The sequence below is a fragment of the Algoriphagus ratkowskyi genome, assembly GCF_002150505.1.
GTDB classification, from domain to species: domain Bacteria; phylum Bacteroidota; class Bacteroidia; order Cytophagales; family Cyclobacteriaceae; genus Algoriphagus; species Algoriphagus ratkowskyi.
Genome location: NZ_MSSV01000032.1, coordinates 1 through 26,273 on the forward strand (window position 1 = coordinate 1; position 26,273 = coordinate 26,273).

Annotated in this window: 20 protein-coding genes and 1 pseudogene; 1 reads left to right on the forward strand and 20 read right to left on the reverse strand. The window is 35.0% G+C overall.

The genetic code is table 11. The features are described from left to right. Nucleotides 1–194 (forward strand): hypothetical protein (locus BVH02_RS21690; RefSeq protein ID WP_205635764.1); only part of this gene is annotated, 194 nt, incomplete at its 5' end. Between the two features lie 22 nt (nucleotides 195–216). On the opposite strand, the gene BVH02_RS20090 is transcribed toward BVH02_RS21690, so the two are convergent. The 20 genes and pseudogenes from BVH02_RS20090 to BVH02_RS20195 all read right to left on the reverse strand — a co-directional run bounded on the left by BVH02_RS20090 (nucleotide 217) and on the right by BVH02_RS20195 (nucleotide 26,267). Further along, nucleotides 217–1,377: a glycosyltransferase family 4 protein gene (locus tag BVH02_RS20090; protein WP_086503263.1), complete on the reverse strand. Its 1,161-nt coding sequence runs from the start codon at nucleotides 1,375–1,377 to the stop codon at nucleotides 217–219. A 519-nt stretch (nucleotides 1,378–1,896) separates the two neighbouring features. Then, nucleotides 1,897–3,537 carry a capsule assembly Wzi family protein gene (locus BVH02_RS20095; protein ID WP_086503264.1) on the reverse strand — a complete coding sequence of 547 codons (1,641 nt, stop codon included), beginning with the start codon at nucleotides 3,535–3,537 and terminating at the stop codon, nucleotides 1,897–1,899. Between the two features lie 4 nt (nucleotides 3,538–3,541). After that, nucleotides 3,542–3,811: a hypothetical protein gene (locus BVH02_RS20100; RefSeq protein ID WP_086503265.1), complete on the reverse strand. Its 270-nt coding sequence runs from the start codon at nucleotides 3,809–3,811 to the stop codon at nucleotides 3,542–3,544. A 306-nt stretch (nucleotides 3,812–4,117) separates the two neighbouring features. Further along, nucleotides 4,118–5,410: a hypothetical protein gene (locus BVH02_RS20105; RefSeq protein WP_086503266.1), complete on the reverse strand. Its 1,293-nt coding sequence runs from the start codon at nucleotides 5,408–5,410 to the stop codon at nucleotides 4,118–4,120. Between the two features lie 9 nt (nucleotides 5,411–5,419). Beyond that, on the reverse strand, nucleotides 5,420–6,526 hold the full coding sequence (locus BVH02_RS20110; RefSeq protein WP_086503267.1) for a glycosyltransferase family 4 protein: 1,107 nt from the start codon (nucleotides 6,524–6,526) through the stop codon (nucleotides 5,420–5,422). Between the two features lie 3 nt (nucleotides 6,527–6,529). Beyond that, entirely contained in the window at nucleotides 6,530–7,714 is a 1,185-nt protein-coding gene (locus tag BVH02_RS20115) for a glycosyltransferase (protein WP_158093918.1), read from the reverse strand. After that, a complete protein-coding gene (gene wecB, locus BVH02_RS20120; RefSeq protein WP_086503269.1) occupies nucleotides 7,707–8,855 on the reverse strand; it encodes a non-hydrolyzing UDP-N-acetylglucosamine 2-epimerase in 1,149 nt (382 codons plus the stop codon). The genes BVH02_RS20115 and wecB overlap by 8 nt, the downstream gene beginning before the upstream one ends. Before the next feature lie 21 nt (nucleotides 8,856–8,876). After that, nucleotides 8,877–9,995, reverse strand: a complete 1,119-nt coding sequence (locus BVH02_RS20125) for a polysaccharide biosynthesis C-terminal domain-containing protein (protein ID WP_086503270.1) — start codon at nucleotides 9,993–9,995, stop codon at nucleotides 8,877–8,879. Between the two features lie 4 nt (nucleotides 9,996–9,999). Beyond that, nucleotides 10,000–11,001, reverse strand: a complete 1,002-nt coding sequence (locus BVH02_RS20130) for a polysaccharide biosynthesis protein (protein WP_086503271.1) — start codon at nucleotides 10,999–11,001, stop codon at nucleotides 10,000–10,002. A 9-nt stretch (nucleotides 11,002–11,010) separates the two neighbouring features. Next, complete coding sequence (locus BVH02_RS20135) at nucleotides 11,011–11,940, reverse strand: glycosyltransferase family 8 protein (RefSeq protein WP_086503272.1); 930 nt, start codon at nucleotides 11,938–11,940, stop codon at nucleotides 11,011–11,013. 5 nt (nucleotides 11,941–11,945) lie between these two features. Further along, nucleotides 11,946–13,100 (reverse strand): EpsG family protein, encoded by a 1,155-nt coding sequence (locus BVH02_RS20140; protein WP_086503273.1) that lies wholly within the window; start codon nucleotides 13,098–13,100, stop codon nucleotides 11,946–11,948. Next, complete coding sequence (locus tag BVH02_RS20145; protein ID WP_086503274.1) at nucleotides 13,097–14,470, reverse strand: MATE family efflux transporter; 1,374 nt, start codon at nucleotides 14,468–14,470, stop codon at nucleotides 13,097–13,099. The genes BVH02_RS20140 and BVH02_RS20145 overlap by 4 nt, the downstream gene beginning before the upstream one ends. A 2-nt stretch (nucleotides 14,471–14,472) precedes the next feature. Next, nucleotides 14,473–15,477 carry an SDR family oxidoreductase gene (locus BVH02_RS20150; protein ID WP_086503275.1) on the reverse strand — a complete coding sequence of 335 codons (1,005 nt, stop codon included), beginning with the start codon at nucleotides 15,475–15,477 and terminating at the stop codon, nucleotides 14,473–14,475. A gap of 8 nt (nucleotides 15,478–15,485) precedes the next feature. Then, nucleotides 15,486–16,796, reverse strand: a complete 1,311-nt coding sequence (locus tag BVH02_RS20155) for a nucleotide sugar dehydrogenase (protein WP_086503276.1) — start codon at nucleotides 16,794–16,796, stop codon at nucleotides 15,486–15,488. A gap of 35 nt (nucleotides 16,797–16,831) precedes the next feature. Then, complete coding sequence (gene gmd / locus BVH02_RS20160) at nucleotides 16,832–17,992, reverse strand: GDP-mannose 4,6-dehydratase (RefSeq protein ID WP_086503277.1); 1,161 nt, start codon at nucleotides 17,990–17,992, stop codon at nucleotides 16,832–16,834. Nucleotides 17,993–18,042: 50 nt separating this feature from the next. Further along, nucleotides 18,043–18,417 (reverse strand): annotated as a pseudogene (locus BVH02_RS20165) (GxxExxY protein). 60 nt (nucleotides 18,418–18,477) lie between these two features. Further along, entirely contained in the window at nucleotides 18,478–19,428 is a 951-nt protein-coding gene (locus BVH02_RS20170) for a GDP-L-fucose synthase family protein (protein WP_086503278.1), read from the reverse strand. 28 nt (nucleotides 19,429–19,456) lie between these two features. Then, nucleotides 19,457–20,452, reverse strand: a complete 996-nt coding sequence (locus BVH02_RS20175; RefSeq protein WP_086503279.1) for a mannose-1-phosphate guanylyltransferase — start codon at nucleotides 20,450–20,452, stop codon at nucleotides 19,457–19,459. A 2,638-nt stretch (nucleotides 20,453–23,090) separates the two neighbouring features. After that, nucleotides 23,091–25,535: a GumC family protein gene (locus tag BVH02_RS20190; protein WP_086503282.1), complete on the reverse strand. Its 2,445-nt coding sequence runs from the start codon at nucleotides 25,533–25,535 to the stop codon at nucleotides 23,091–23,093. A 6-nt stretch (nucleotides 25,536–25,541) separates the two neighbouring features. Further along, nucleotides 25,542–26,267, reverse strand: coding sequence for a polysaccharide biosynthesis/export family protein (locus tag BVH02_RS20195; protein WP_317045442.1), 726 nt, complete (start codon nucleotides 26,265–26,267; stop codon nucleotides 25,542–25,544). Nucleotides 26,268–26,273: the final 6 nt, after the last annotated feature.

Below are 26,273 nucleotides of genomic sequence, written 5' to 3' on the forward strand. Positions count from 1 at the left end.
CCAAATTCAATCAGTCTCTCGCAACGGCGCAACGGCGCAACGTAATTGATAAAACAATATACTTGAAGGAATTTTGTGTTCTCTGCGTGACCTCTGCGACCTCAGCGGTGAAAAAATATTCAATGATCAATTTCCAAAATCAATTGACAAGGAAGAAAATAAAGTACCTGTTGCGTTCTCTGCGTGGCCTCTGAGACCTCAGCGGTAAACAAAAACTTAATTAAGATCAACATTCGAAGACTCCATAAACTCACTTTTATTAAGTTTAATCTTAGATTTTTGGTGAATCTTCATTGGTCTGACTTCTAAAATTCTAGGCTGAAGAGCAACTTTTTTCTTTAGGTAGCGAACTGTAACTGCATCTAATCTATAGCCTAAAAATATGGACAAGGAGATGATTATCGGTAAGACTAAGTTATCTGAGAAATCTTTCATCAAATACACCAATCCAATAAAACCAAGTTGCAAAAAGCCTAAAAGCAAGGCAACTTGATCATGCTTTAAACCAATCCTCATCAAAAAGTGATGAACATGCGATTTGTCTGGACTCATTGGCTTTTTACCTTGAGAAATCCTTCTGATGAATACTCTTCCCATATCATATAATGGAAACATCATCAAGGCTACACCTGCAGCAAAGGTTGACTCAAATTTCAGGAATGCACCATCAGGTAAACCTTCATTAATGCCCATAAAAGCAATGATCAGTGTCCCCAAGGTAAAGCCAAGTGTCAAAGAACCTGTGTCACCCATGAAAATTTTGGCAGGATGCCAATTGAAAGCCAAAAATGCCAATACTCCTCCTAGGAAAACGAAAGAAATCAAGGCGTAGCTTTCTATTCCCTGCACTATAAACCATCCTCCTAGACAACTAAAAGATATCACGGCAATCGTTCCTCCTAGACCATCTAATCCATCAATAAGGTTAAATCCATTGGTCAATGCGAATAAGACAAATCCAGAGAAAATATAGCTAACTACATCATTCAACTCACCTAAGCCTAGGAATCCATGAAAATCACGAATTCTCACATCCGCTACTACAACTACGAGAAGAACAGCTACTAATTGGCCCATAAGTTTTCTTGAGGCTTTCAATTCAACTAAATCATCACGCAAGCCAACAATAAACATCAACAAGATGGCTCCTAATAGATATCGAATATCTGGTATAGGAAATTGCCAGCCCCAGATTGCCATAGCAACAGTACTAGCAACAACAAATGAGATTCCTCCCATTGAAGGGATAAAAGAAGAGTGAATTTTCCTACCTCCAGGTTGATCTCCAATATTCAACCTATGCAAAAATTTAATTAGTATTGGTGTTATCAAAATGCCTACCGAAAAGGCAGTTAGGGCGGCGTATAAAAAAAACATACTTAGCTGGTTTGAGAGTTGCAAATTTAAAAAAATTTAATGCAATAGACCTACCATAAAGGATTTATTAATAATATAGTAATCATGTTAAAAAATTGATTTCTTGAAAATCGATGGTAAATGAATCTAATAGAGACATGAATAGCAAAAAAGTTAAGTCGAAAAATAAAGTGATTAATTAATGATTGAATTGAATTAATCTATTTTCCGAGCAAAAACTTATGATTTTGCCCCCTAATTGTGGCACAACTACACAGATGTGTTCAAACCTAATTTGTTATCTACAATAGTTTTAGGAATTGTAAACCAGCAAAAGTGAAAAATTCCTTATAAGTGATTCGACAATAAAAATGATCAACGGCGGCTTGTCTAAATATAGGACAAAAAAAGACCTTCCAGATTTCAAAAATCTGGAAGGTCTCGTTTATCGAATATTAAGTTTAAATATCTTTTTTCCTGGTGTCACGATAGCTAACGGGACTCTGCGTTAACCTCTTTGTTACTCCACGGTTATAATCCTCACTTATTCCAAAAATAAATCAAGCTCGTCTGAGCTAAAAACGAAGTCATATTCTCCCCTTTCGAAAAATCCGGCGTACTATCCGGATCCAGTTGCCACTGGTAATTTTTGGCGTGGATAAACTGAAGCTTAGAACTAAGCAGGAGATTGTCAAATTTCTTGTCAAAGAGAAAACCAATGGAATAATCTATCCAAGGTTTTCTTTCAGTATCCTGAAGCTGAGCCTTGTAGTAAAAGTCCTGATTATTTGCCAAGCGTTCTAACTGAATCCCCATTTTATCTAATCCCTCAACTAAAGAAAACTCCAACGTCTGTATATTTGATCCTACTCCTATTCCAACTCCCAAAGGTTGCCCTTGTTGTACGAAGCCTCTGGCTATTCCATGTGTATGCCAAGTTGAACCTCCTCCTAATCCTCCATATCTAATATACCTGTTGACGGATTCCTGTTGCTGGGTCATCTCACCACGGATTTGAAGCATTTCTTTACTAGCTGCTAAATCTAACAACTGTACAAAACCCAAAATATAAGCTCTAGCATGCTCAGGATTTAAGGTGAATTCTCGCCAATTCTTGGCATGATCTCTACGACCAAATTCAAAATAGAGTTCAGACTTAGATTGGGGTAAGACAAATCTCCCAAAAACAGAAATCTGCTGATCCTGTCCATTAGCATCCTTATCAAAACCATAGGCATCTTTGGTGACTCCCGAGAAAACAGGGAAATAATCCAAAAACCCATTTCCCATGGATTCTGAATACTGCTGAAACGTTCTGGTAAAGCCTACAAATAAACCCGGAATCCATTTTGGTTTGTAGGAAAACATTAAAGCATTTAAATACCTCCAGTCACCTGAAAACGGTCTAAAATATTCAGAATTCAGCTCAGGGTATTGTGAAGGATCCAGACCAGAGTTTTGGAGCTTCCCGATGATAAGCTGTGTTTCAAAATTCCCAATATAGGTTTTTGCCGGCTTAGTCGTATTCAGTGTCAGATGCGGAAATCCCTGGGCATTGTTTGAAAATGTAAGCGCATTGAATTGACCTGGTCCCCACCAGATATTTTCTGTAGCTACTCCTATTTCAAAAGCGCCATAATTGAAAGCTAGCTTTGATTGTCCCCACCAGGGATTAGCAACCCAACCCTTACCAAACCTTTCAGGAAAGTCTCCTTGATTCCAATAGATAAATTTACTCTTCAATTCTGCGGGAGAAAATTGATCTAAATTTGTTGCAAAACCCTTGTTTTGAGCAAATACGAGCTCTGGTCTAAAAGTTAGGTTGATAAACTTATACTTTATCTCTACCCCGCCAGAAAAATAGGTCTGAAAACCTGGATTGGGAATCATCCCATTATCTCCCCATCCATAGGGTCTTTTGGAGCTGATTCGCATGGTGTTTATAATTGGACTTAGCCGAATTGAAATGTCGGTATTCACCAGCTTATTTGAAAATTTATAAAGGTTGGAATTTGCTAAAAATGGTCTGAGCAAAAATGAGTTAGGCTGATGAAGGGAATCCAATAATTGGCTTCGCCTTGCATTTTCCTCCAAAACAGGAAAATTAGCGGGTAAGGATTGAGCAAATGCTACCTCAGAAACAAAAAATGCCACTAAAAAAGTTAAAAGTCTATATTTCATTTAATTACCAATTATAAAATAGATCTTTCTCAAATCTATAATCATCATTCTTCGCCTCATCTAGTTTTAAGTTTGAGAAAATCATTAATGATGAATTGATTGATTTTGCCTGAAGTCCGTTAGCATATCCGCCCGGAACCAACAGAACGGTAGGTAAGCTTGCATCCAACACAAATTCAAATGTTTCTCCTTTTAGTCCTGTATCGAAATCAGTAATTCCTACCAATACAATTTTCGTTATTCCTGAAATTGGAATTATAGCCTTGGTTTCCACCTTATGCGCTTGCCAAGCCCTGACTTGATCTTTTTCGCCAAATTCAATTGAATAGAATCTCCTTGCCGTTAGTAGATCATACTCGTTACATTAACGCAACTCACCTCTTTCATCTGTATAGATCGATATGGGAATAAGAGTTGGTTCAGTCAATTGTATTTTCAGATAATTTCATTAAAATTATAATCACTATCTAACGATAAGAACAATAAGGTATTATATGTCATACCTATCACCTCCTGTTGCAACATGGCTACTGTGATAATTGCTATAGATCTATATACTATTATATTATATGTGTCAAAATCAATTATTTTTGGTCACAAAATCTTCCAATAGAAAATCATAAAGATCTTTAAGTTCTATTCTATCATGCTTAATTCTGTTATCAGTGTCTATCAAATAACCAATCCCTTCATGCTCCCCATTTTTTATAGCAACAAAGGAAACTTGGTTTTTGAAGTTTTCAATTTTTGTATTACCTACGATACTAAAATTATCAACTATATCATTTGGATACGTAAGTTCCACAAAAAGGCTTTTTCCTCGATTATCGACGGTAAAAACCTTTATATTATCTTTTTCAGCAGTATAAGAATTCAATAACTTTTGAGATAAAGCAGCTTCTTTTTCGGAAGAAAAGTCAATTAAAAAATCCCTTGACATTCTCGGCGTAACTCTTGTAAAGTTATCAATACCTATTAACCTCAAAAATTGCTGATGTTCTTTAAGTCTCCAATAAAAGGTCGTGTGCTTATGAGGCTTTTGATGCAAACCAGTAGCCACGACCAATCTTACAGGTTTTAGCATTAGTTCTCCAATTACTTGGTCATAAACTTTTAGTATTTCAAATAAAGGGTCTTGGCCTTTGGCACAATACCAGGCAGGATTGGAAAGTTCACCTTTATACGCACTCGAATTAAACATATAGTGATGTTGAAAATGTGCTCCAGTATTTAAAAATAAATTAGAAAAATCTGGCTTTTTGTTGTCCCATTCCACGATAAAAGTGTCTGCCAGTAATTTATCCAGAATTATAGCTTTCACACCCACCTGGGATTTAATTTTCAACAATTTCTGAAAGTAAAAAGAATAATCTTTAAAGGAGGTATATGTCAATATTCCTTTGAGCAATGCAATAATAGATTCTTTTGTCAATTTACCATGGGCGTTGTCATTTACTGCTTGGGAAACAGCATTGCTTAAACCTACAAAGATAGATGAACCAACTGCTTTGGTTTGGGTCCAGGGATCTGGGGCAAAGAAACTTGGGGATTTTAATCGATTATCAACATTAAACGGACTTACAGCTCCTACAGTGAACCCTTTATCTTCTATTGTTTCAAAAATTTGTTTCAAATCATTCCTCCCAACTATATCACCTAATCTAAACACCTTATGTTCCTCATAAGTTTTTCCAGTAGTTATGGAAACCCATTGGATCCATGGCTCCAATAATTGATATTTGTCTTCAGATGTTGTTTCTATTATTCTATTATCTGAGAATAATTTCTTAAAATTTGGCAACCATCCTTTTGATATATAATATTTTATATACTCAAAATTAAGTTCATTTAATCCAACTAATATTGTCTTCATAATGGTAGTTTATTTAATTATATTTATGACCTGCAAATATGCTTCAATAACAATTTGAACGTCAAACTTTTTTATTGCCACGTATTTAGCAGTCGAACCCATTTTAATTCTATACGTTTCATCCATTAAAACGATAGTTCTCATTTTATCTAATAAATCCTCGCTACTTTTAACCTGAACCAATAATCCATTTTCACCATCAGTCACAACATCAGAACAGCCAGGAACATTAGTAGTAATAATAGGTAGACTCATTGCGGATGCTTCAATTAAACTTTTGGAAAGTCCTTCCCTATAGGACGGAAGAACCATGATATCTACTAATTCATAATATTCTCGAATATTATGAACTTTACCCATAAAATGGAAATTAGCATTATTAACTTTCCATTGTTCTACTTCGGAAGTAGGAATGGCGGAAACATTTTTATAACCCACTTCCCCCACAAAATAAAATATCAAATCATGAAATTCTTGTGTAAGCTCATGAGCAGCTTTTACAAGCTCTCTAATCCCCTTTTCACCAATTATTCTACCTACAAAAAGAAACTTTTTTCCTGGGTTTTTCAATCTTTCATGCTTAAATAATTCTAAATTAACTCCTGAGCCAGGAATAACAGAATAATTTTCATTTAAAAAGTTCTTTGTTTTAAAGAATGCTAAATCATGTTTATTTTGAAAAAAGATCCAATAAGAAAAACTAAATACTACCTTATATATTATCAGTACAATTTTAGTGATAATACTTTTATTAATAAAAACAGAGCCTAATCCGCTAATATTATTAATAACTTTAAGACCAAACAATTTGCCAACAAGTGTTACATACAAATTAGGTTTGATAGTATATGTCAAAACAACATCAGGCTTTGAATATTTCATAAAAAACATTAAAATGCGCAAGCAAAGAAACAAATCTGAAACAGGATTAATTGCGTTTACCTTAAAACCGATAGGGATGCATGTAACACCTAATTTCTCTAATTCTTCTTGAAAAATTGGCGATCTAGGAGCAACTGCAATTAATTCATGCTTATTTTGAATTAATGATTTCACCAAATCTCCTCGAAAATTGAGTATATTCCAATAAGCGTTGTCAAAAATTATAATTCTCAAACCTTAAATTAATTTTAAAAATTTCTCAAAATCTTTTGTGAAATTCTCATATGAAAACACATGACTATTAAAGCAATGGTTTTTCATTTCAAGAATATCATTTTTGCTAATCGTTAAAATCCTTTCTAGTAAATCTCTAAAATCACTAATACTATCAGGACTTACTCCAAAACCTAACTTATTTACTGAAATATACTTTTCCAAATCACTAGTAAATGTGGTGATCATTGGAGTACCACAAGAAACGCTTTCAACAAACTTAGTTGGAAAACCAGCATTTGACAATCTACTATTTTCTCTAAATAAAATCGAAAAATCAGAATTTGAAATAAAGTTTAATATTAATGAATTCTCAACTTTTCCATGAAAAATCACATTATCTTCCAAATCTTTCAAAATCTCATGGTGATCATTGATCACTTGTAAATATTCTTTTTTTGTAATTCCATAAATGTTAAATATAAATCTTCTGTTCTTCAAATTAAATAGAGATTCAATTACAATATCTAATCTATCCTTGTATGCAGATTTAGAAACTGAACGACCATTATTGTTTGGAAACGGCTGACCAACATAAATCAATGTTAGTAACTTTGGATTTAATTCAAATTTTAAATTCACGAATTTATTCTTATTTATCAAAGGAGGAATTACGATTGAGTTTAACCCTTTTAAATTATAGTAATTCTTGAGATAAGAACTTACTGTGATAACTCCATCTGATCTTGTGTTTAAATATTTCATACGAAATGAAATGTCTAAATATTTCACTATTCTAATTAAATATGATCCGGAATTAGCTGAGTGCCAATCAGCTATATCTATAATCAATTTAATGTTGTTCCGTTTACAATAGCCAATTAAAATTAATTGAATAATTGATACAACGGGATTTCCATACATTATTAGTATGTTAATCTTCTCTTTCTCTATAATTCTTTTTATTTCATTTAAATATTTAAAAAAAAATATTCTATCAACAATCCTTGGAGAAGCAAAACTATAACAATTGAAATTATCATAAACTTTAGGGATTGAAGCATTTGCTTTAACATTTTCATCAAAATCGACAAATGTCACCTTGTTACCTAAATCCCGTAATGAATAGGCATTTCCTAAAACTCTTGAACCTGCTGCATTTCCATGAGGAAACTTAAAATTACCAAAGTATAAAATTCTATTATCCATCAATCTGATTTTCGTGCCAAACATTTCTTTTTATATAATCCACATAAGAAATAATAATTCTCACAACCTTTGCTGACACATTAGTCATGCTATAATCAGCTACTTGGTTAAAGTTTCTAGACTCACCAATTTCCTGCTGAGAAAGTTGACTGATTGCCTGCAAAATACGATCAGAATTCATTCCGACCATCATCACAGATGCTTCCTCCATTGCCTCAGGTCTCTCATGAGCGTCTCGTATATTTAAGGCACGAAAATTCAGTATAGAACTTTCCTCAGATATAGTACCGCTATCAGATAATACAGCGTAGGAATACAATTGCAAGGCATTATAATCTATAAAGCCTAAAGGTTTCATGAATTTTATTAGAGGATGAGTTTCAACTGACTTGGACTCAATCATCTTCATAGTGCGAGGATGAGTACTGACTATAATAGGAAATTGAAATTTTTCAGCAAGAATATTCAAGCTCGTAATTAACCCAATGAAATTCCGAGGGCTGTTTATGTTTTCCTCTCTATGTGCTGATACAACAAAAAATTCTCTCCTTTTTAAATTCAACCTAGAAAGAACATCTGAGGAAATAATTCTCTCATTATGATGAGCTAATACTTCATACATAGGAGAACCAGTTTTTATTATCCTATCAGCAGGCAAACCTTCTCTTAACAAATATTCTCTTGCTATATCGCTATAGGTAAGGTTTACATCAGAAATATGATCTACAATCTTTCTGTTAGTTTCTTCAGGTACACGTTGATCAAAACATCTATTTCCAGCTTCCATATGGAAAATTGGGATATGTCTCTTTTTAGCTGGAATTGCACAAAGGCAGCTATTGGTATCGCCTAGGACAAGAAATGCATCGGGCTGTTCAGATTCTAATAAAGGGTCTATTTTGATTAGTATTTGACCTATAGTTTCTGTTGCTGTTTTGCCTGCTGCATCTAAAAAGAAATCAGGTTTTCTAATTTGCAAATCATCAAAAAATATTTGATTTAACTCATAATCATAATTTTGACCAGTGTGAACTAAGATGTGATCTATAGCTTCTGAGGCATCTAAGGCATCTAATACGCGTGACAAACGTATTATCTCCGGTCTAGTACCCACCACAGTCATCACTTTTAATTTCTTCATTATATGCTATTTAAATCTTTACTAAACTTCTACAAAAAAAGTATCCGGATCTTTTGGATCATAGTGCTCATTAATCCAGAAAATAGTTAACAATTCTTCCTCCCCTATGTTTTTGATATTATGGGTATACCAAATAGGCATATCCACATAGGCTGGCTCATTTCCATTTAATTCAAAATTCAAGACTTCTTGGGTACCTATTCTGCGTAACTGAATCAAAGCTCTACCTTTTATTACTGCAAATCTCTCAATTTTTCGTGTATGAAAATGATTGCCTCGGGTAATCTCAGGAACAGTGGTGGAAAATGAAACTTGACCTCCTGTTTTTAACCGAATTACTTCTACAAACGCTCCTCTTGGATCAATGTGTTGAGTAAATTTTCTGGGAAAGTAATTTTCTATATCCATATAACACCTGTAGGTATTAAATAAATCTAATTCAAACTTAGAAGCGAAAGATGGGATTTCACCCATATCCTGGTATTTCTCTTTAAATTTATTTAGAATAGATAGAATGCTTGAAACCTTCGATTGACTAGTGAAAGGAACTAATAGTTCTTCTTTGGAAATATTGTCTCTTATGATTCCTAGTATGGTATTTACTAACTCATTTATATAAATTAATTCTACCTCGGCATCTATATGTATAGAAGGCTTTTCATTTCTGGCAATTTTATGACAGAATGTAGCTATGAATGAATTATAATTTGGATGTCCAAAAGGTCCAAATACATTAGGAATTATCATTCCAGTAAAAGAAGCCCCTACTCTATCTGCCCATGCGGCTAATTCCTCTCTGGCATGCTTTTTTGAATCTCCATATATGTTTCCAAGTGATTCCTGAGTTGAGGAAGATAAAATTACATGCGGAGTGCTTTTTGTTCTCTCTAACGATTCAATAAGTTTGGAGGAAAGACCAGTATTCCTAGAGTAAATTTCATTAGGATCATCATGCCTATTCAAAGCTGCCAAGTGAACAATAACATCACAACTAGATATGAAAAGGTCTAATTCTTTCGAGCTATCAAACCAAGACCTTTCAAAAATAATCAACTGAAACTCTTCAGGATATAGTCCAAGTGAATTGAAAAGATGTGATCCTACAAAACCATTTTGACCCGTAATTCCTACTTTAAACATACGACTAGTTATTTCGATTTAATTCTGCCTGAATTATAGGCAATTTTAATAATAGTTGCTTTACTCCTTCAACAGATAAACGTTCCGTATTATGAGAGTTATAATCTTCAATTTGATCAATGGATGATTCCCCTTCGGAAAAATATTTGGCATAATTAAGATCTCGATTATCAGCCGGTATTCTAAAGAAATCACCCATATCCTCCGCTTTTATCATTTCCTCTCGGGTACAAAGGGTCTCATACAATTTTTCACCATGCCTAGTACCTATAATCTTTGTTTCAGTATTAGCATTGCATAATTCCTTAATAGCTTGAGCTAAGTCTCCAATGGTAGAGGAAGGAGCTTTATTTACAAACAGGTCTCCGGCATTACCATTTTCAAAGGCAAAAAGCACTAACTCAACAGCCTCATCCAATGACATCAGAAATCGAGTCATATTTGGGTCCGTTAAGGTTAAAGAAGATCCCTCTCTTATCTGCTGCAGAAACAGCGGAATAACAGAGCCTCTAGAAGCCATAACATTACCATAGCGAGTGAGGCAAACAGTTGTATTCTTCAAATTTCTTGAAGCAGCCACTGCAACCTTTTCCATCAGAGCTTTGGAAATTCCCATAGCATTGATAGGATAAGCCGCCTTATCTGTGCTCAAACAAATTACCTTCTCAACATTGTTTGCATCAGCAGCGTCAATTACATTTTGGGTACCAAATACATTGGTGCGGGTGGCTTCTATAGGAAAAAACTCACAAGAAGGGACTTGCTTTAAAGCAGCAGCATGAAACACATAGTCTACCCCACGCATAGCACGCTCTACACTGTCGTAATTACGCACATCACCAATATAGAATTTCAACTTATCATTTTTCAAAGCTGTACGCATATCATCCTGCTTTTTTTCGTCACGAGAAAAAATGCGTATCTCATTAAATTGATCCGTATGAAGAAACCTTTTCAACACAGCATTACCAAAAGATCCTGTACCACCTGTAATTAATAAAACCATAAAATTTATTTAATAATATTTATTATAAAACACAACAAACCTAAAAGGTATAAACTTAATTAAAAACATTTTCATGATATTAGCAGGTTTTTTTGCATTATCAAGTGGGAAATCAAACCATGGAGAGATTGACTTGTAATATAAATATTCTTTTCTTAATGGATGAGAACAATTTAAATTCCAAGGCCTATTATACCAACCAGAAAGGTAATGAATTCCAACTACATTATTCTTTGCATCTTCAATTACATCCTTTGAGTAATAAAATTTTTGGCAAGAAATATCAAGCAATTTACGAGGAGAATACATAAAAAAAGATGACATTAAATTAAATTTTGGGTGGAGTGGAAGAATTCTACCTTTGCAACAAACATTTATTACCCCTTCACTTAAAACAGGTGGATTTCCATCACACTTATCTATAAAATTTAAAAAGATTTTCAATAAATTATCTTTCCTAATTAAATCTACATTTACTACAGCCATTCCATCATTAAAAAAATCCTCTTTTACAGATAATCCTAATTTATTTGAATAACTCTTAGTTACAGTTTTCACACATGCGAAATAATTTCTTTTTAGATCAATTTCCCATAGCTCTTGAAGAGAATTCTTAATTATGATATCACTATCCAAATAAATAACTTTATCTAAAGCTGAAATCCTTTCAAAAAATAATTTAGAATATACCGTAGGCACATGTCTTCCCAAATTATTAACCACAAGATCAAATGAAATATCATTAAAGTCGATATAATAAAACTTTGCATTATAGGATAACACGAGCTGACTTAATAAAGCTATAGAATCCAAAGATACATCAATACCTAAAAGATATATTGAAATATTATCAGTCCTATTTTGGTTTTCCAAAAGAGAGACTATACTAATACCAGTATGTACTATATACTTTTCATTACAAGAATATGCAATATTCATATATCCTAATTTTTATTATTATTAAAATCCCACAAAACCTCTCTTTTTGTATCCTCTTCTTTATTAAAAATAGAATAATAGGGATACCATTTAGAGTACCACCTTATTTCATTCATCCCAGTATATTGAATTACAAAATATTTACTTGTATTTAATCCCACAACAAAAATCAGAAAGCAAACACTAACTACTCTATAATAAGAACGAAAAGATGAAATCCGAAAAAAGGAATGAGCAATATTAGTTATATAGATGAAAATTAAAGGAAATAAATAATTTGTAAATCTAAAAAAAATAAAAAATACTGTAGATAATACACCTAATAGTAAATATAATCTGATATATGAATTATTTAACTTATGATAACTGTTATATCGATTATTTAAGTACTCGACACAATATGGATATACAAAATATAAAATTACTAATGAGATCAAACCATTAAAAGTATACTTATAATCGGAATAACTAATTAATGTATCTACAAGGCCATTATTAAAAGATAGAGATGTAATTATAGAATAAAAAATAGAATTAAAAAAAACTCCAAATAATAAAACAAAAACAATCAAAATATAGGAGAGTTTATTCTTTAGTAAATATGGGAAAAAAAATAATATTATTGCAGAGTAATGAAACATAAGTGCAATAATACAATAAATAAAATAAATTCTAAGCTTGTTATTTTGCAGATATTCTATTGACAATAAAAATATTGAAATAGCCAATGCTTCACGCATAATTTCAAAATTAAAATAACCATAGAAGCAAACAAAATAAAGAAATAAATAAGTATGTTTAAACTTAGTATAAGATTTGGCAAAATTGAAAATTGCATAATTAACTATTGAAGCCTGTAACAACTGAAGAATAAAAAATTCATTACTTACAGTTTTGGAAATTGCAACAACTAAAATCCAAAAGGGCTGTAACTTCACATAAGGAACATTTGTGGAAAACATTTCATACAAGTTAGGCAATTCATCATAAACCATCATATAATTTATAGTATCACCACCAACCCTATATCTAAAACCAGCCAATAATACAAATATTATAAACGATAACCGGTATATAACACTATTCCCTTTAGTGAAATTTGTATAATCATACAAAAATGCAAAAAACAATAAATACAGAATTATTAATAGGTATATCACAACTTAAAAAATATAAATATTTGTAGAAATTGTTTTCTAAAAAAAACTAAATTCAATAATAAAACAATGCAAATAAAAACTAAAAATTTTATTAAGAAATAGTAATTTGTATAATATAGTTCATAAAAAGTATAGAAAAATAAAATAAAGTAAAGTAATTCCTTAGAAAATTCTTTAAAATTAAACTTTATTAAACTAAGCGGTAATAGAAGCCATATACCTATAGAAATTGAGAATGATATCGCAATTGAATTTAAGGATTCAAAAATCAGAAAAGAAACCACTGATAATGAAATTGCAATAATAAGGTAAACTATACTATCGAATAAAAATTTTGGTTCAATTTTCTTTATTTTATATAAGTTAACATATATTGATTTAATTACAACAACACCGGGTATTGTTGTAATTAATATGGCAGTAATTGGCAGAGAATCTACATAATTTGGTAGATAAAGAAGAACAATGAAATCTAATATAAAATAGAATGGAATAGAAAATGCACTTACCAATAAAAGAATTACTCTAATCTGACTTATAGAATTTGAATCTTGATTCTTGAACAAATAAGGATAAAAAATTTTATTTACAGAACTAACAAATATTAATACAAAACCAACTAATGAAACACTAAGAGAATAAATTGCAAAATCTATATTACTTAAAAACAATTTAGTTGTCCATTTGCCAACGTCAAAATACATAGTAAAAAGAATATTTCCAAATAAAATAAAAATTCCCGAAATTATAATATCACGATACTTTAAAATATTCTTAAATATGGAAATATTTATAATTCTTTCTTTAAAAATCGAATTATTTAATTCAAGAAAAACGAAAGACAAAATAGTTCCAAGTAAGTTTCCTAAAACATACCAATAATAATCAGTAATATTTAGTAATAAGAGACTACAAGTGAAACATATATTAATTATTGGAGTAATTATTGTACACTTGAAATAGATAGAAAATTCTCCTATAGCTTGATAAAATGAAAGAAAAAATGACTGCATGTTTAATGGAAAAATGGATAATGCCAGGAGGATAAACATCATATCCCCAAAATAAACACTACACGTTATTGCAATAACTGAAATTAATATAGTAGATAAAATAAAAAAATCATGCTGCTCTTTAAAAATTGATGGATTAACATCCTTTGCCGTTAATCCTCCATATATAACATTGATACCATCTACGAAACCAAAATGTAGTAACCCAACAAAACTTAAAAACAATGTATAAGTCTTTAAATCTGAAAATTCTTCATATGATAAATATGAAGGTAATATCAATCCATTAATTAGACTTGCGGAAAAAACCAAAAAGTTTGATCCTCCTACATATACAAAATCTTTTTTTAAACCCAACTTTAATTATTATTTTTATTAAAAAAGTACCATTTTACAGTTGCCTTAATACCTTCATCTAAAGAATGAGAGGGGAGATAAAAAAGCATTTCATTTGCTTTCTCTACTGATGCCAACGAATGTGGAATATCTCCTTTACGGTTAAAGCCATGAGTAATCGCTATCTCAGAAATAGTTTTATCGTAAGTAGCGAGATGTTTTTTAATTACCTCACACAATTGAATTAGAGTAGTTCTATCTCCAACTGCCGTATTATAAATCTGATTTAAGGCAAAATCGTTTTCTGTGGTGAGACAAAGAAGATTCATTTGCACTACATTATCTATGTAAGTGAAATCGCGTGAAAAGGTACCGTCACCATTAATTACCGGACTCTCATGCTTCATGAATTGCTTTACAAAAAGCGGAATGACAGCTGCATAGGCACCGTTAGGATCTTGTCTTCTTCCAAATACATTGAAATATCTTAATCCAATGGTGTTTAAGCCATAAGTTTTGAAGAAGTTCTCTGCATATAATTCGTTCACATACTTCGTTATGGCATAAGGAGATAGCGGTTTACCTATTACATCTTCCACCTTGGGTAAAGCTTCTGAGTCACCATAAGTAGAGCTACTTGCAGCATAGATGAATCGGTTCACATTAGCATCTCGAGCGGCTACCAGCATATTCAAAAAACCACCCACATTTACATCATTGGTAGTAATTGGGTCATTGATAGATCTGGGAACTGATCCCAGAGCCGCTTGGTGCAAAACAAAGTCTTGGCCATCACAGGCTCTATGACAAATAGCCAAATCTCGAATATCTCCTTCAATCAATTTGAAGTTTTCATTTTCAAAAAATGGCTCAATATTGTGTTTATGTCCTGTAGCGAAGTTATCAAGACAAGTAACTATGGCTCCCAAACTCAAAAGTACTTCACATAAGTTGGAGCCTATAAAACCGGCTCCTCCTGTTACTAATATCTTCTTACCTACTAATTTCTCCTTGAATTTTTTAAACATCTTTGTTATTACAATCTAGCATCCACTAATTCCTTACTTAATACCGACTTCACATCAAATACTACCTGTGAATCAGATTTTTTGATATCCCAGGTTTTAAATTCTTTATGACCTACTGCCAGGATTATTGCTGAGTAGTCTGCTAATACAGGCTTAGCTCCTCCATTGATGATATCAATTCCATACTCATGCTTTACCTCCGCTGCATCTGCCCATGGGTCATACACACAAACATCCATATCGAAAGATTTGAGTTCGTTATAGATATCGATTACTCGTGTATTTCTTACGTCTGGACAGTCTTCCTTAAAGGTGAACCCAAGAATCAAGACCTTAGAATCTATTACCTTCAAATCTTTACGCATCATGTGCTTAATAGTCTCTGTTGCCACATGCTTACCCATGGAATCGTTGAGTCTTCTGCCTGCTAAGATAATTTCTGGATGATAACCAAGTTCCTGTGCCTTCTGTGCTAAGTAATAAGGATCTACAGAGATGCAATGACCTCCCACAAGTCCTGGTTTAAAAGGGAGGAAATTCCACTTGGTTCCTGCGGCTTCCAACACCTCTTGAGTATCTATCCCCAAAAGACTAAAAATCTTGGACAATTCATTCACAAAGGCAATATTGATATCCCGTTGGGAGTTCTCGATTACCTTGGCAGCTTCTGCCACCTTTATGCAGGATGCTTTGTGCGTACCAGCAACGATGACTGACTTATATAACTGATCCACATATTCTGCAACTTCTGAAGTAGATCCAGAAGTTATTTTCAGAATTTTAGTAACCGTATGCTCCTTGTCTCCTGGATTAATCCGCTCTGGAGAGTAGCCCGCAAAGAAATCTTCGTTATACTTCAAACCAGAGATACTCTCTAAAACCGGCACACATTCATCTTCAGTCACACCAGGGTAAACGGTAGATTCATAGATCACCACATCTCCCTTTTTCAAGACCTTAGCAATCATCTCTGATGCCTTGATCATAGGAGTAAGCACTGGCCTATTATGCCTATCAGTAGGCGTAGGGACAGTAACTATATAAATATTAGCAGTGGATACAGGCATTATTGCATCCGTAATCAGTAATCCCTTTCCTTTCTCATCTAATTCCTGACCCGTACCTACCAAAACTTTCTTCAGCTCCTCATCTGCTACTTCCAATGTTCTATCATGTGCCTTCTGTAGTTGATCTACTCGAGTTGCATTGATATCGTAGCCTACGGTTTTGTATTTTTCAGCAAATGCAGCAGCAAGTGGAAGACCTACGTAACCAAGTCCTATGATTGCGATTTTGCTTTTTTCTAAGTTTACTAGCATTTATAAATCGATTCTATTTTAGTACTTACTATATATTACTCTGACTGTCTATAAACCTCATGTCCTCCTTTAACCAAGTGCATGTCTTTTTGCATCAATTTGACATCAGACACCATCATATCTTCTACCAGTCCTGCTAGATCAAATTCTGGCTCCCAGCCTAATTGTGTTTTGGATTTGGTAGGGTCGCCTAGAAGTAAATCAACTTCTGTAGGGCGGAAGTATTGTGGATCTACTTTTACAAGTACTGAGTTTAAGAGATTTGAGTCTTCGTTCAGACTGATACCTGTAACAGATCTATATTTCTGTTCATCAATTGAATCTAAAATACCTACTTCATCTACTCCTTCTCCTTCCCAACGAATGGTAAATCCAACATGGTGAAAAGCCATGTGTACAAAATCACGAACTTTGGTCGTAACTCCTGTTGCAATTATAAAATCTTCTGGCTTATCCTGCTGCAAGATCAACCACATGGCGCGTACATAATCCTTGGCATGTCCCCAGTCTCTTAGCGCTTCTAAGTTTCCTAGATACAAGCAATCCTGCATTCCCATCGCAATTGCCGCTGTAGCCATGGTGATTTTTCGCGTCACGAATGTTTCTCCTCTTCGCGGAGATTCATGGTTAAAAAGTATTCCATTACAGGCAAACATTCCGTATGCTTCACGATAGTTCTTAGTGATCCAGAAACCATAAATTTTAGCAGCTCCGTATGGCGATCGTGGATAGAAAGGGGAGCTTTCATCGTAAAATCCCTTATCGTTCTTATTCTCTGGCATTCCACCATAGAGCTCAGAAGTTGAAGCTTGATAAATTCTAGTCTTCTTCTCCAGACCTAGAATTCTTACTGCTTCAAGGATTCTTAAAGTTCCAAGACCATCCACATTAGCCACATATTCTGGAGAGTCAAATGAGACTTTCACGTGACTCATTGCGCCTAGATTGTAGATTTCATCTGGTTGAATTTCCTGAATAATTCGAATGATATTCATAGAATCAGTCAAATCCCCATAATGCATCTTAAAGCGAACCGAACTCTCATGCTGGTCCTGATACAGGTGATCAACTCTTTGGGTATTGAAGGAGGAAGCTCTTCGCTTGATCCCGTGAACCATATAACCCTGTTCTAATAAAAGTTCTGCCAAATAAGAACCATCCTGACCGGTTACACCGGTGATTAATGCAGTTTTCATAGTTTATTACACGGAGTTCCTCGGAGTTTCCTCAGAGTCTCACAGTTTAATTAATGTATATATCTTTTTATTCCTTCTTTTAGACTCGTTGTATTGAAATTCAGATCCAGTCCAACTCTACATCCAGAAAATTTCAAATACGTTAAAATCTGTGCTGTATGAACTGGAGTTAATTTCTCAACTACCTTAAGTTCGTTACAACTTGGTTTTCAACGAGCAAATCAATTCTATATCCACATTCAATTTTAATCTCCATCATAAATTAATGAAACAGGAACTTGACAGGCTACCAATAAACCTTCCTTTTCTAATTCATATTTTAAACAAGCTTGAGATGCCGATTCCAAAAGTCCAGGTCCAAGTTTGGAATGCACTTTGAAGGCACAACATAATATAAGCTCTGTTAATTTTTCTTTTTCAAGCATGTTTATGAAAAAACTCCACTTGACTCTGTGGTTTCTCCGTGAGACTCTGTGTCACAATTATTACAATTTCACTTGCTTGAATGTTTCTTGATTCTTTAAGTACCACTGATAGGTAAGCTGAATTCCTTCCTTCAATCCCACTTTAGCCTTCCAACCTTCCTGTTCCATTTTAGATACATCCATTAATTTCCTTGGAGTACCATCGGGCTTACTTGAATCCCAAAGAATTTCCCCAGTATGACCTACAGCGTTTTGAATTAGTTCAGCCAGTTCTTTTATGGTCAGGTCTGTTCCTGTGCCTACATTGTACAGGTTCTCCTGAAACTTATTTTCCAATGCAAATATTACTGCGTCGGCCAAGTCATCCACAAATAAAAATTCTCTCATCGGAGTACCACTTCCCCATAGTTCAACCGGAGTATTTCCGTTTTCCTTGGCCTCGTGAAACTTGCGCATCATAGCAGGCAGCACATGGGAAGTGTTAAGATCAAAATTATCATAAGTACCATACAAATTGGTAGGCATAAGGGAAATGTAATCCTTACCAAATTGCTTGCGAATTGCCTCGCAGGATTTAACTCCGGCAATTTTCGCCAGCGCATACCACTCATTAGTTGGCTCTAAAGGTCCAGTCAGTAGATACTCTTCTTTAAGAGGCTGTGGTGCTAATTTTGGATAAATGCAGGATGATCCCAAAAAAATGAATTTCTGAACATCAGCTTTAAGGGAAAAATCAATAAGATTATTCTGAATCTGCATATTCTCCATCAAAAATTGATAGGGATAGTTATTGTTTGCCAATATACCTCCTACTCTAGCTGCAGCATCAATGATCACTTCAGGTTTTTCTGTTTCAAAAAAAATGGCTACTTGAGTTTGAGATCTCAAGTCCAATTCAGTTGAAGTTTTACCAATAAGATTGGTATATCCTTTTCCTGTCAATGTTCTCCAAATTGCTGAACCTACCATTCCTCGGTGGCCAGCGATATAAATTCTAGTGTCCTTATTCAATTCCTGCTGATTTTGAGAATTTAAAATTTTAAATTAATTCCGATTTTTCCCTCTCCAATCGCTCAAACACCTTCTTTACATCTTGAGCATTGTCTTTCTTAAGAATTAGAATAGCATCAGGCGTATGAATAAACATTGTATTTTTTAGCCCCAGAAATTCGGTGTGAACCTTGGTTCCAATGACCATATTACCTTTGCTATCTACCTTATGTCCTTGGCTTTTGAAATGATCATAAATAGATTCAAAAGAACCCATGTCAGACCAGGAAAAAGAAGACTTAACTACTTTGATTTTTTTAGTGTTTTCCATCACTGCGTAATCCACAGAAATGGAAGGTATTTTCATCGATAGATCGAAATCGAGTTTACCTGAAATGGCTGATTCAAAAACAGTTTTGGAAGTGTTGTATACTTCCGGTTCGAATGCTTTCAATTCGTCAAGATACACTCCTGCCTGAAAACAGAACATTCCAGAGTTCCAGTAGAAGTTGCCATTTTTCAAAAATGCCTCAGCAGTTTCTACATTGGGCTTTTCTCTAAATCCCTTAACCTCCTCACCTTCTGCTTCTATATAACCGAAACCAGTTTCAGGCTTGTTTGGCTTAAGTCCAAAAGTGACAATAAAACCCTCAGCAGCAAGCTGCACAGCTCTAACTACTGCCAATTGATAGTCAGATCCTGCTTCTATCAAATGATCCGACGGGGTTACAAATAAAATATCATCCGGTTGAGCGGAAAATGCTGCAAAAGCTATTGCTGCTGCAGTATTCCTTGGACAAGCCTCGATTATTTCTGTGTAATTTGGAATCCCAGCATTCTGCAAATCCTTCCTTGACAGTTCAAAGTTTTCTACGTTACCCACTACCATCACTTGATCGCAAAACGATACGTTTCTCTTGATGGTTTTTTGAAATAATGTTTCTGCGTCAAAAATTGGCAGATATTGCTTGGGTTGGGATTTACGGGAAAGTGGCCAAAGCCTTGATCCCACACCTCCTGAAAGGACTACATTAATTACAGACATCTAGGATTACTGATTTTATGTGAGGATTGAAAATAAAAATTTAATTATAGCACTGTGAGATATCTAGATGATTTTCATCTACTACTGCTACAGGATAAAATTATAAATTTTACCATTTTAAATTCTAAACTCAAGATACAGCTTCGCTCTTTCAGTCCCATAATCGAATGAATAAAAACAGACACTTAGTCTGAAATTACCATCAATCTAGGATCTTAGCGAATTAGTTATCTGCGATTACTTTTTGCAGAATTTAAAATAAAAGGGCTTAAAAAATGTCAAAAATAAAATTTATCCACCTTTTCACCCTTTTGAAGTTGCAAAGATAGGGAAGTGAGTAGTTTTTGTACTCATTTTAAAACACTATTTTTCATTGGGACTTTCATATACTATTATGTGTATTTGGCATTCAATATACTTTTCGAACCTCCATACTTTAACAAAAAAGCAACCAGTTTATAATGCTTTGGTTTGCTGTGTTTTTGGAAGTAACACCTGTAGAGCGTAGCCCCATTTTGTAGTGAAAAGGTTGAATGATCTCACAGATCATAACATCCACTTCGAGCGAATAATTATTTGCCGCTACCGGGCAGAATCATCAAAGAATCGTTGACATTTAATAGGTATGGGGGAAAACCTTCGAGGGGCTAAAAGGACGCTCATCTATAAAAAGTTTGGAAGGGATTAATCCACGATTTTGTGTTTCCGTGCCCTATGCGAGACCTTTGCGCACTCCGTGGTAAAAAAAATATCAACTCCACAGGAGAATCTCTCGAAGATCTCCTTCCAACTTTCCTTTGTTACTTTTGAAGGCCAAAAGTAACCAAAAGCCTCTTCCCGAGTCTATGCTTCAAATCGGTCTTATGTTTGGATTAACTTCAAAAGTTAGATAACCGATTTGATTTTTGTGATTTGTCTTCACCTAAAAATGACTGGATCTCCCTCGCCCACTCGGGAGCTAAGTCATTTTTTACGGCTACGACTGCATCCCAAAAACCACATATCCTCAAGGGTGTTTCCTTCCACGCTGACTCATTAGTCGTCTCTGTGCACTCTGCGAGACCTTTGCGCACTCCGTGGTTAAAAAAATATCAACTGCACTGGACTGGATCTCCCTCGCCCACTCGGGAGCTAAGTGATTTTTTACGGCTACGACTGCATCACAAAAACCACATATTCTCAAGGGATTTTCCCTCCACGCTAACTCATTAGTAGTTTCTGTGCCCTCTGCGAGTCCTTTGAGCACTCCGCGGTTAAAAAAGGATCAACTCCACAGCAGAATCTCCTGAAGACCTCCTTCCACTTTTCCTTTGTTACTTTTGAAGGCCAAAAGTAACCAAAAGCCTCTTCCCGAGTCTATGCTTCAAATCGGTCTTAGATTTGGATTAACTGCAAAGTTTTGATAACCGATTTGATTTTTGTGATTTGTCTTCACCTAAAAATGACTGGATCACCCTCGCCCACTCGAGAGCTAAGTCATTTTTTACGGCTACGACTGCATCCCAAAAACCACATATTCTCAAGGGAGTTTCCCTCCATGCTGACTGATTAGTTTTTTCTGTGCCCTCTGCGAATCCTTTGCGCACTCCGTGGTTACAGAAGTTTCATACTCGAATGAAAGAATCACAAAGAAACATCCTGAAAGGATAATGCCTTGAATAGACATGGGTTTTAACCCATGTTTTGTGAGCAAAAAATGTCATGTACCTCGGAGCAACCTGTTCTTTTGGAAAAAGGGGTTAATTCCGAGGAATGGAAATGAAGATAAAATAGTAATATCAATCATTAATTTTTTCTTTGCCCTCTGCGAGTCCTTTGCGCACTTCGCGGTTAAAAAAGGATCAACTCCACAGCAGAATCTCCCGAAGACCTCCTTCCACTATTCCTTTGTTACTTTTGAAGGCCAAAAGTAACCAAAAGCCTCTTCCCGAGTCTATGCTTCAAATCGGTTTTAGGTTTGGATTAACTGCAAAGTTTTGATAACCGATTTGATTTTTGTGATTTGTCTTCACCTAAAAATGACTGGATCTCCCTCGCCCACTCGGGATCTAAGTCATTTTTTACGGCTCCGACTGCATCCCAAAAACCACATATTCTCAAGGGTATTTCCTCCACGCTGACTCATTATTTGTCTCTGTGCCCTTTGCGAAAACTTGGCGCACTCCGCGGTTAAAAAATATCAACTGCACAGGACTGGATCTCCCTCGCCCACTCAGGAGCTAAGTCATTTTATACGCCTCCGACTGCATCACAAAAACCACATATTCTCAAGGGAGTTTCCTTCCACGCTGACTCATTAGTTTATTCTGTGTCCTCTGCGAAAACTTTGCGCACTCCGTGGTTTAAAAATATCAACTGCACTGGACTGGATCTCCCTCGCCCACTCTGGAGCTAAGTCATTTTTTACGGCTACGACCGCATCCCAAAAACCGCATATTCTCAAGGGAGTTTCCTTCCACGCTGACTTACCTGGATCAAAGAATAGCTCGAAAAAAACAGTAAATCACAGTATGTAGAATCTTTAATCCATTGTGTACTCCTTGGTTAAAAAAAAGCCGGAAAGGATATCCTCTCCGGCTTCAATTACATCTATATTTTTTTTAATGGTTAACAAAATTTCGTCACCACAAAATTATTTTTACACTCTCAATGCCCGCTTCCACCAAGGCTGTTGCTCTTCATCGTGATAGCCATAAGAGTTATTTCCGTAGCCATAACCATATCCATAACCATAGCCATAGCCGTAACCATTGTCTATATGTACATCATTCAGAATGCCATAGATTTTTGACACCCCTCCCTTTTCAACCAAATTATTTAAAATCTGAGAGTTACTCTTAATTGAATACCCTTGACGGAATACGAAGAAACTAATGTCAGCATACCCAAAAAGCTCTTTAGTCTCAGACACTAATCCTACTGGAGGACAGTCAAAAATCACTACATCATAGACTTGCTTGATCTCTTTGATAATTTGACCAAACTTTTCCTGCAAGAGTAATTCAGCTGGATTTGGAGGAATAGGTCCTGAAAGAATCACATCCATATCCTGGTGGCCAGTAGCTTTCACCACATCTTGCCAAGGTGTATTTGTACTCAGACAGGTGCTCATACCTTTGTCATTCTCCAAACCAAAATCCTCAGCAATCTTTGGCTTTCTAAGATCAAGGCCAATTAAAATCACCTTCTTACCCATGAGGGCATATACAGAGGCAACATTAATAGAGACAAAAGTTTTTCCCTCACCAGATATTGAGGAGGTGAAGAGTATGGTTAAGTTATCCTTTGCCGGACTTAAATAGGACATATCAGCACGAAGAGACCTGAAGGACTCAGTAACTGATGACCTAGGATTGTTCAATACAGGGATACCATCGTTAGAATTGTTTCTGCCGATCACTCCGATCAGAGGAACCTTGATTTGATTCTCTAACTCTTTAGGATCTGTAATCTTGGTATTTAAGAAATCCTTAATTGTTATAAATCCAATAGGTAGAATCAATCCTAGGATTAAGCCTATAAGAAGATTTAAGGATCTCTTTGGTGCTACAGGAGATTGTCCAGCTTTGGCATAATCCAACACCGAATTCTTTGGCATATTAGCAGCCTTCGTGATCTCCGCTTCTGCTTTTTTCTGCAAAAGATAAATGTAAATATTCTCGTTAATACTAAACTGCCGCTGTATGCCGATCAAATTACGCTCAGTTTCGGGCAAGGAATTTACATCGATCTCCAACATCCGGATCTGCCCCTTGAGGTCCGCAATTAAATTACCAGTATTACTTAGCGCTGAATTTACATTTTCCTGCAACTGTCTTTTCGTATTCAGAATACGGGTAGAATTCTCCCTTACAGAAGGATTCAAATCAGTAAAATTGGCAGATAATCTTACTTGCTCTGCTTGAAGTTCGCTATAAGCCTGCACTAGGGAATTTAGCAAAGGGTCTGTCACCCCAACTAAAGATGGAGCCATCATATCTCCGCCTTTATCAGAAACCAAATAATCTCTCAGTGTTTGATAATACTTCTGATTAATTTCTGCCTGTCCTTTCTGCTTCTCCAACTCCTGCATTCTTTCAAAGATTACAGATCCTTCTTCAGAAAGGTTAAAGACCTTATTTTCTGTGCGGTACTTCTGGAGCTTATTCTCTGAAAATCTCAAGGAATCTGAGATGCCCGAAAGTTGCTCGTTTATAAATCTAACAGTATTTTCAGAGGCCCTATTCTTTTCTTCCAGTTCACGAGCCAGATAGACTTCCATGATCTTATCGATGTAATCTTCACCTAATCTTCTCACGGGTGTCTCAAGACTCAAAGACAGAATAGATGCCTGCTTATTGATCGGAGAAACTGCCAGTTCTCCTCGGTACTTTAGAGCAAGTGAAGGCGTATCTATTAGATTAAATAGAATGATATCTCCTGGTAGTGAGGCTATCTGATTGATAGTAAATGAAAAATTCTCCCCTTTGACTTCCTTACCAAAAGTATAAACCGATTTTGCTAATGAAAGAGAGCTTTCATGTAAAGTCTTATAATATGGATCATTAGGATTGAAAATTTTAAACTCATAATTTTCTACACTAAGCTTAAAAGAATCCTCATCAATTACTTCTACTCTAAACTTCCCACCTACCAGCTGAGGCTGCTTCCAGTTAACGGCCACCATAATTGGAAGCTTTTCATAAATCTGAGAGGTGGATACAAAACCCTCCTTATAATATTGAACATTTAGATTCAACTCCGTAATAGCCTCTTCAGCCAATGAAAATGATTTTAAAATACCAATTTCATTTTCAATGTTGCTTTTCCCCTGAAGCATTCCAAGTCCTGAAGATTCGAATAAGTCAGTTCCCAAACTTGGCTTATCATCAACAACAAGAATAGAGGATTCTACTTTGTAAATATTCGTAGCATATCGATTAAAGATAAATGCGGCAAGTACCCCAACGAACATAAAAGCAAGGATAAGCAGCCAGTATTGTAGGTAATTGAATAAAAGTACTTTGAGATCAATCTCATCCTCCTTCTGAACCATAAAAGGATTCTGCCCAGAATTGGAAGGATTTGGAGTATTCGGGTACATAAATTCTTATTTGAGTAAATTCAAAATTAAGGCCAACGCAGTAATGCCGGAAAAAACCAAAGCCAGAGTTTGTGCGGTATTTTCACCAGTACCAGTTTCTCTTACTTTCATAGGCTCAATATATAACTGATCATTTGGCTGAATAAAATAGAATGGCGAGGCAACGATCTGTCTATCCAACAAATTAATTCTGTGCAATCTTGTGCCTTCTGGATACTGTCTGATTAATAAAACTTCATCCCTCTTGGCAACTGTAGTCAAATCTCCTGCATTGGCTATAGCTTCAAAAATGGTCATTCTATCCTGTAACACAGTGAATTTGCCGGGACGTCTGAACTCACCAAGAGCAGAATACCGAACACCTCCCAGTTTAACTTTTACATAAAGTTCGCTTTTCACGAATTTCCTCATGCTCTCTTCAACAGAAATTCTTACTTCTTCTAAGGTTTTATCTTTTACATACACATCCCCTACCACAGGCAAGCGAATATTTCCATGTTGATCTACCGAGAATCCTGTCATGTAATAAATGTCTCCACCACTCTGAGCAGAGACATTGCCCATGGAAGAATTGGTTTGAGTAGGCTTACTGTTGAATCCAGATGCTATCAAATCATCTATTGTCTGTACATTCACATCAATAATATCATTGTATTGAAGCTTATATTCAGGGATTTCGTAGGTGATAAGCGCGCCATCTTCTATCGGAGAATTGCCTTCTAGATTTTGCAAGTAGAC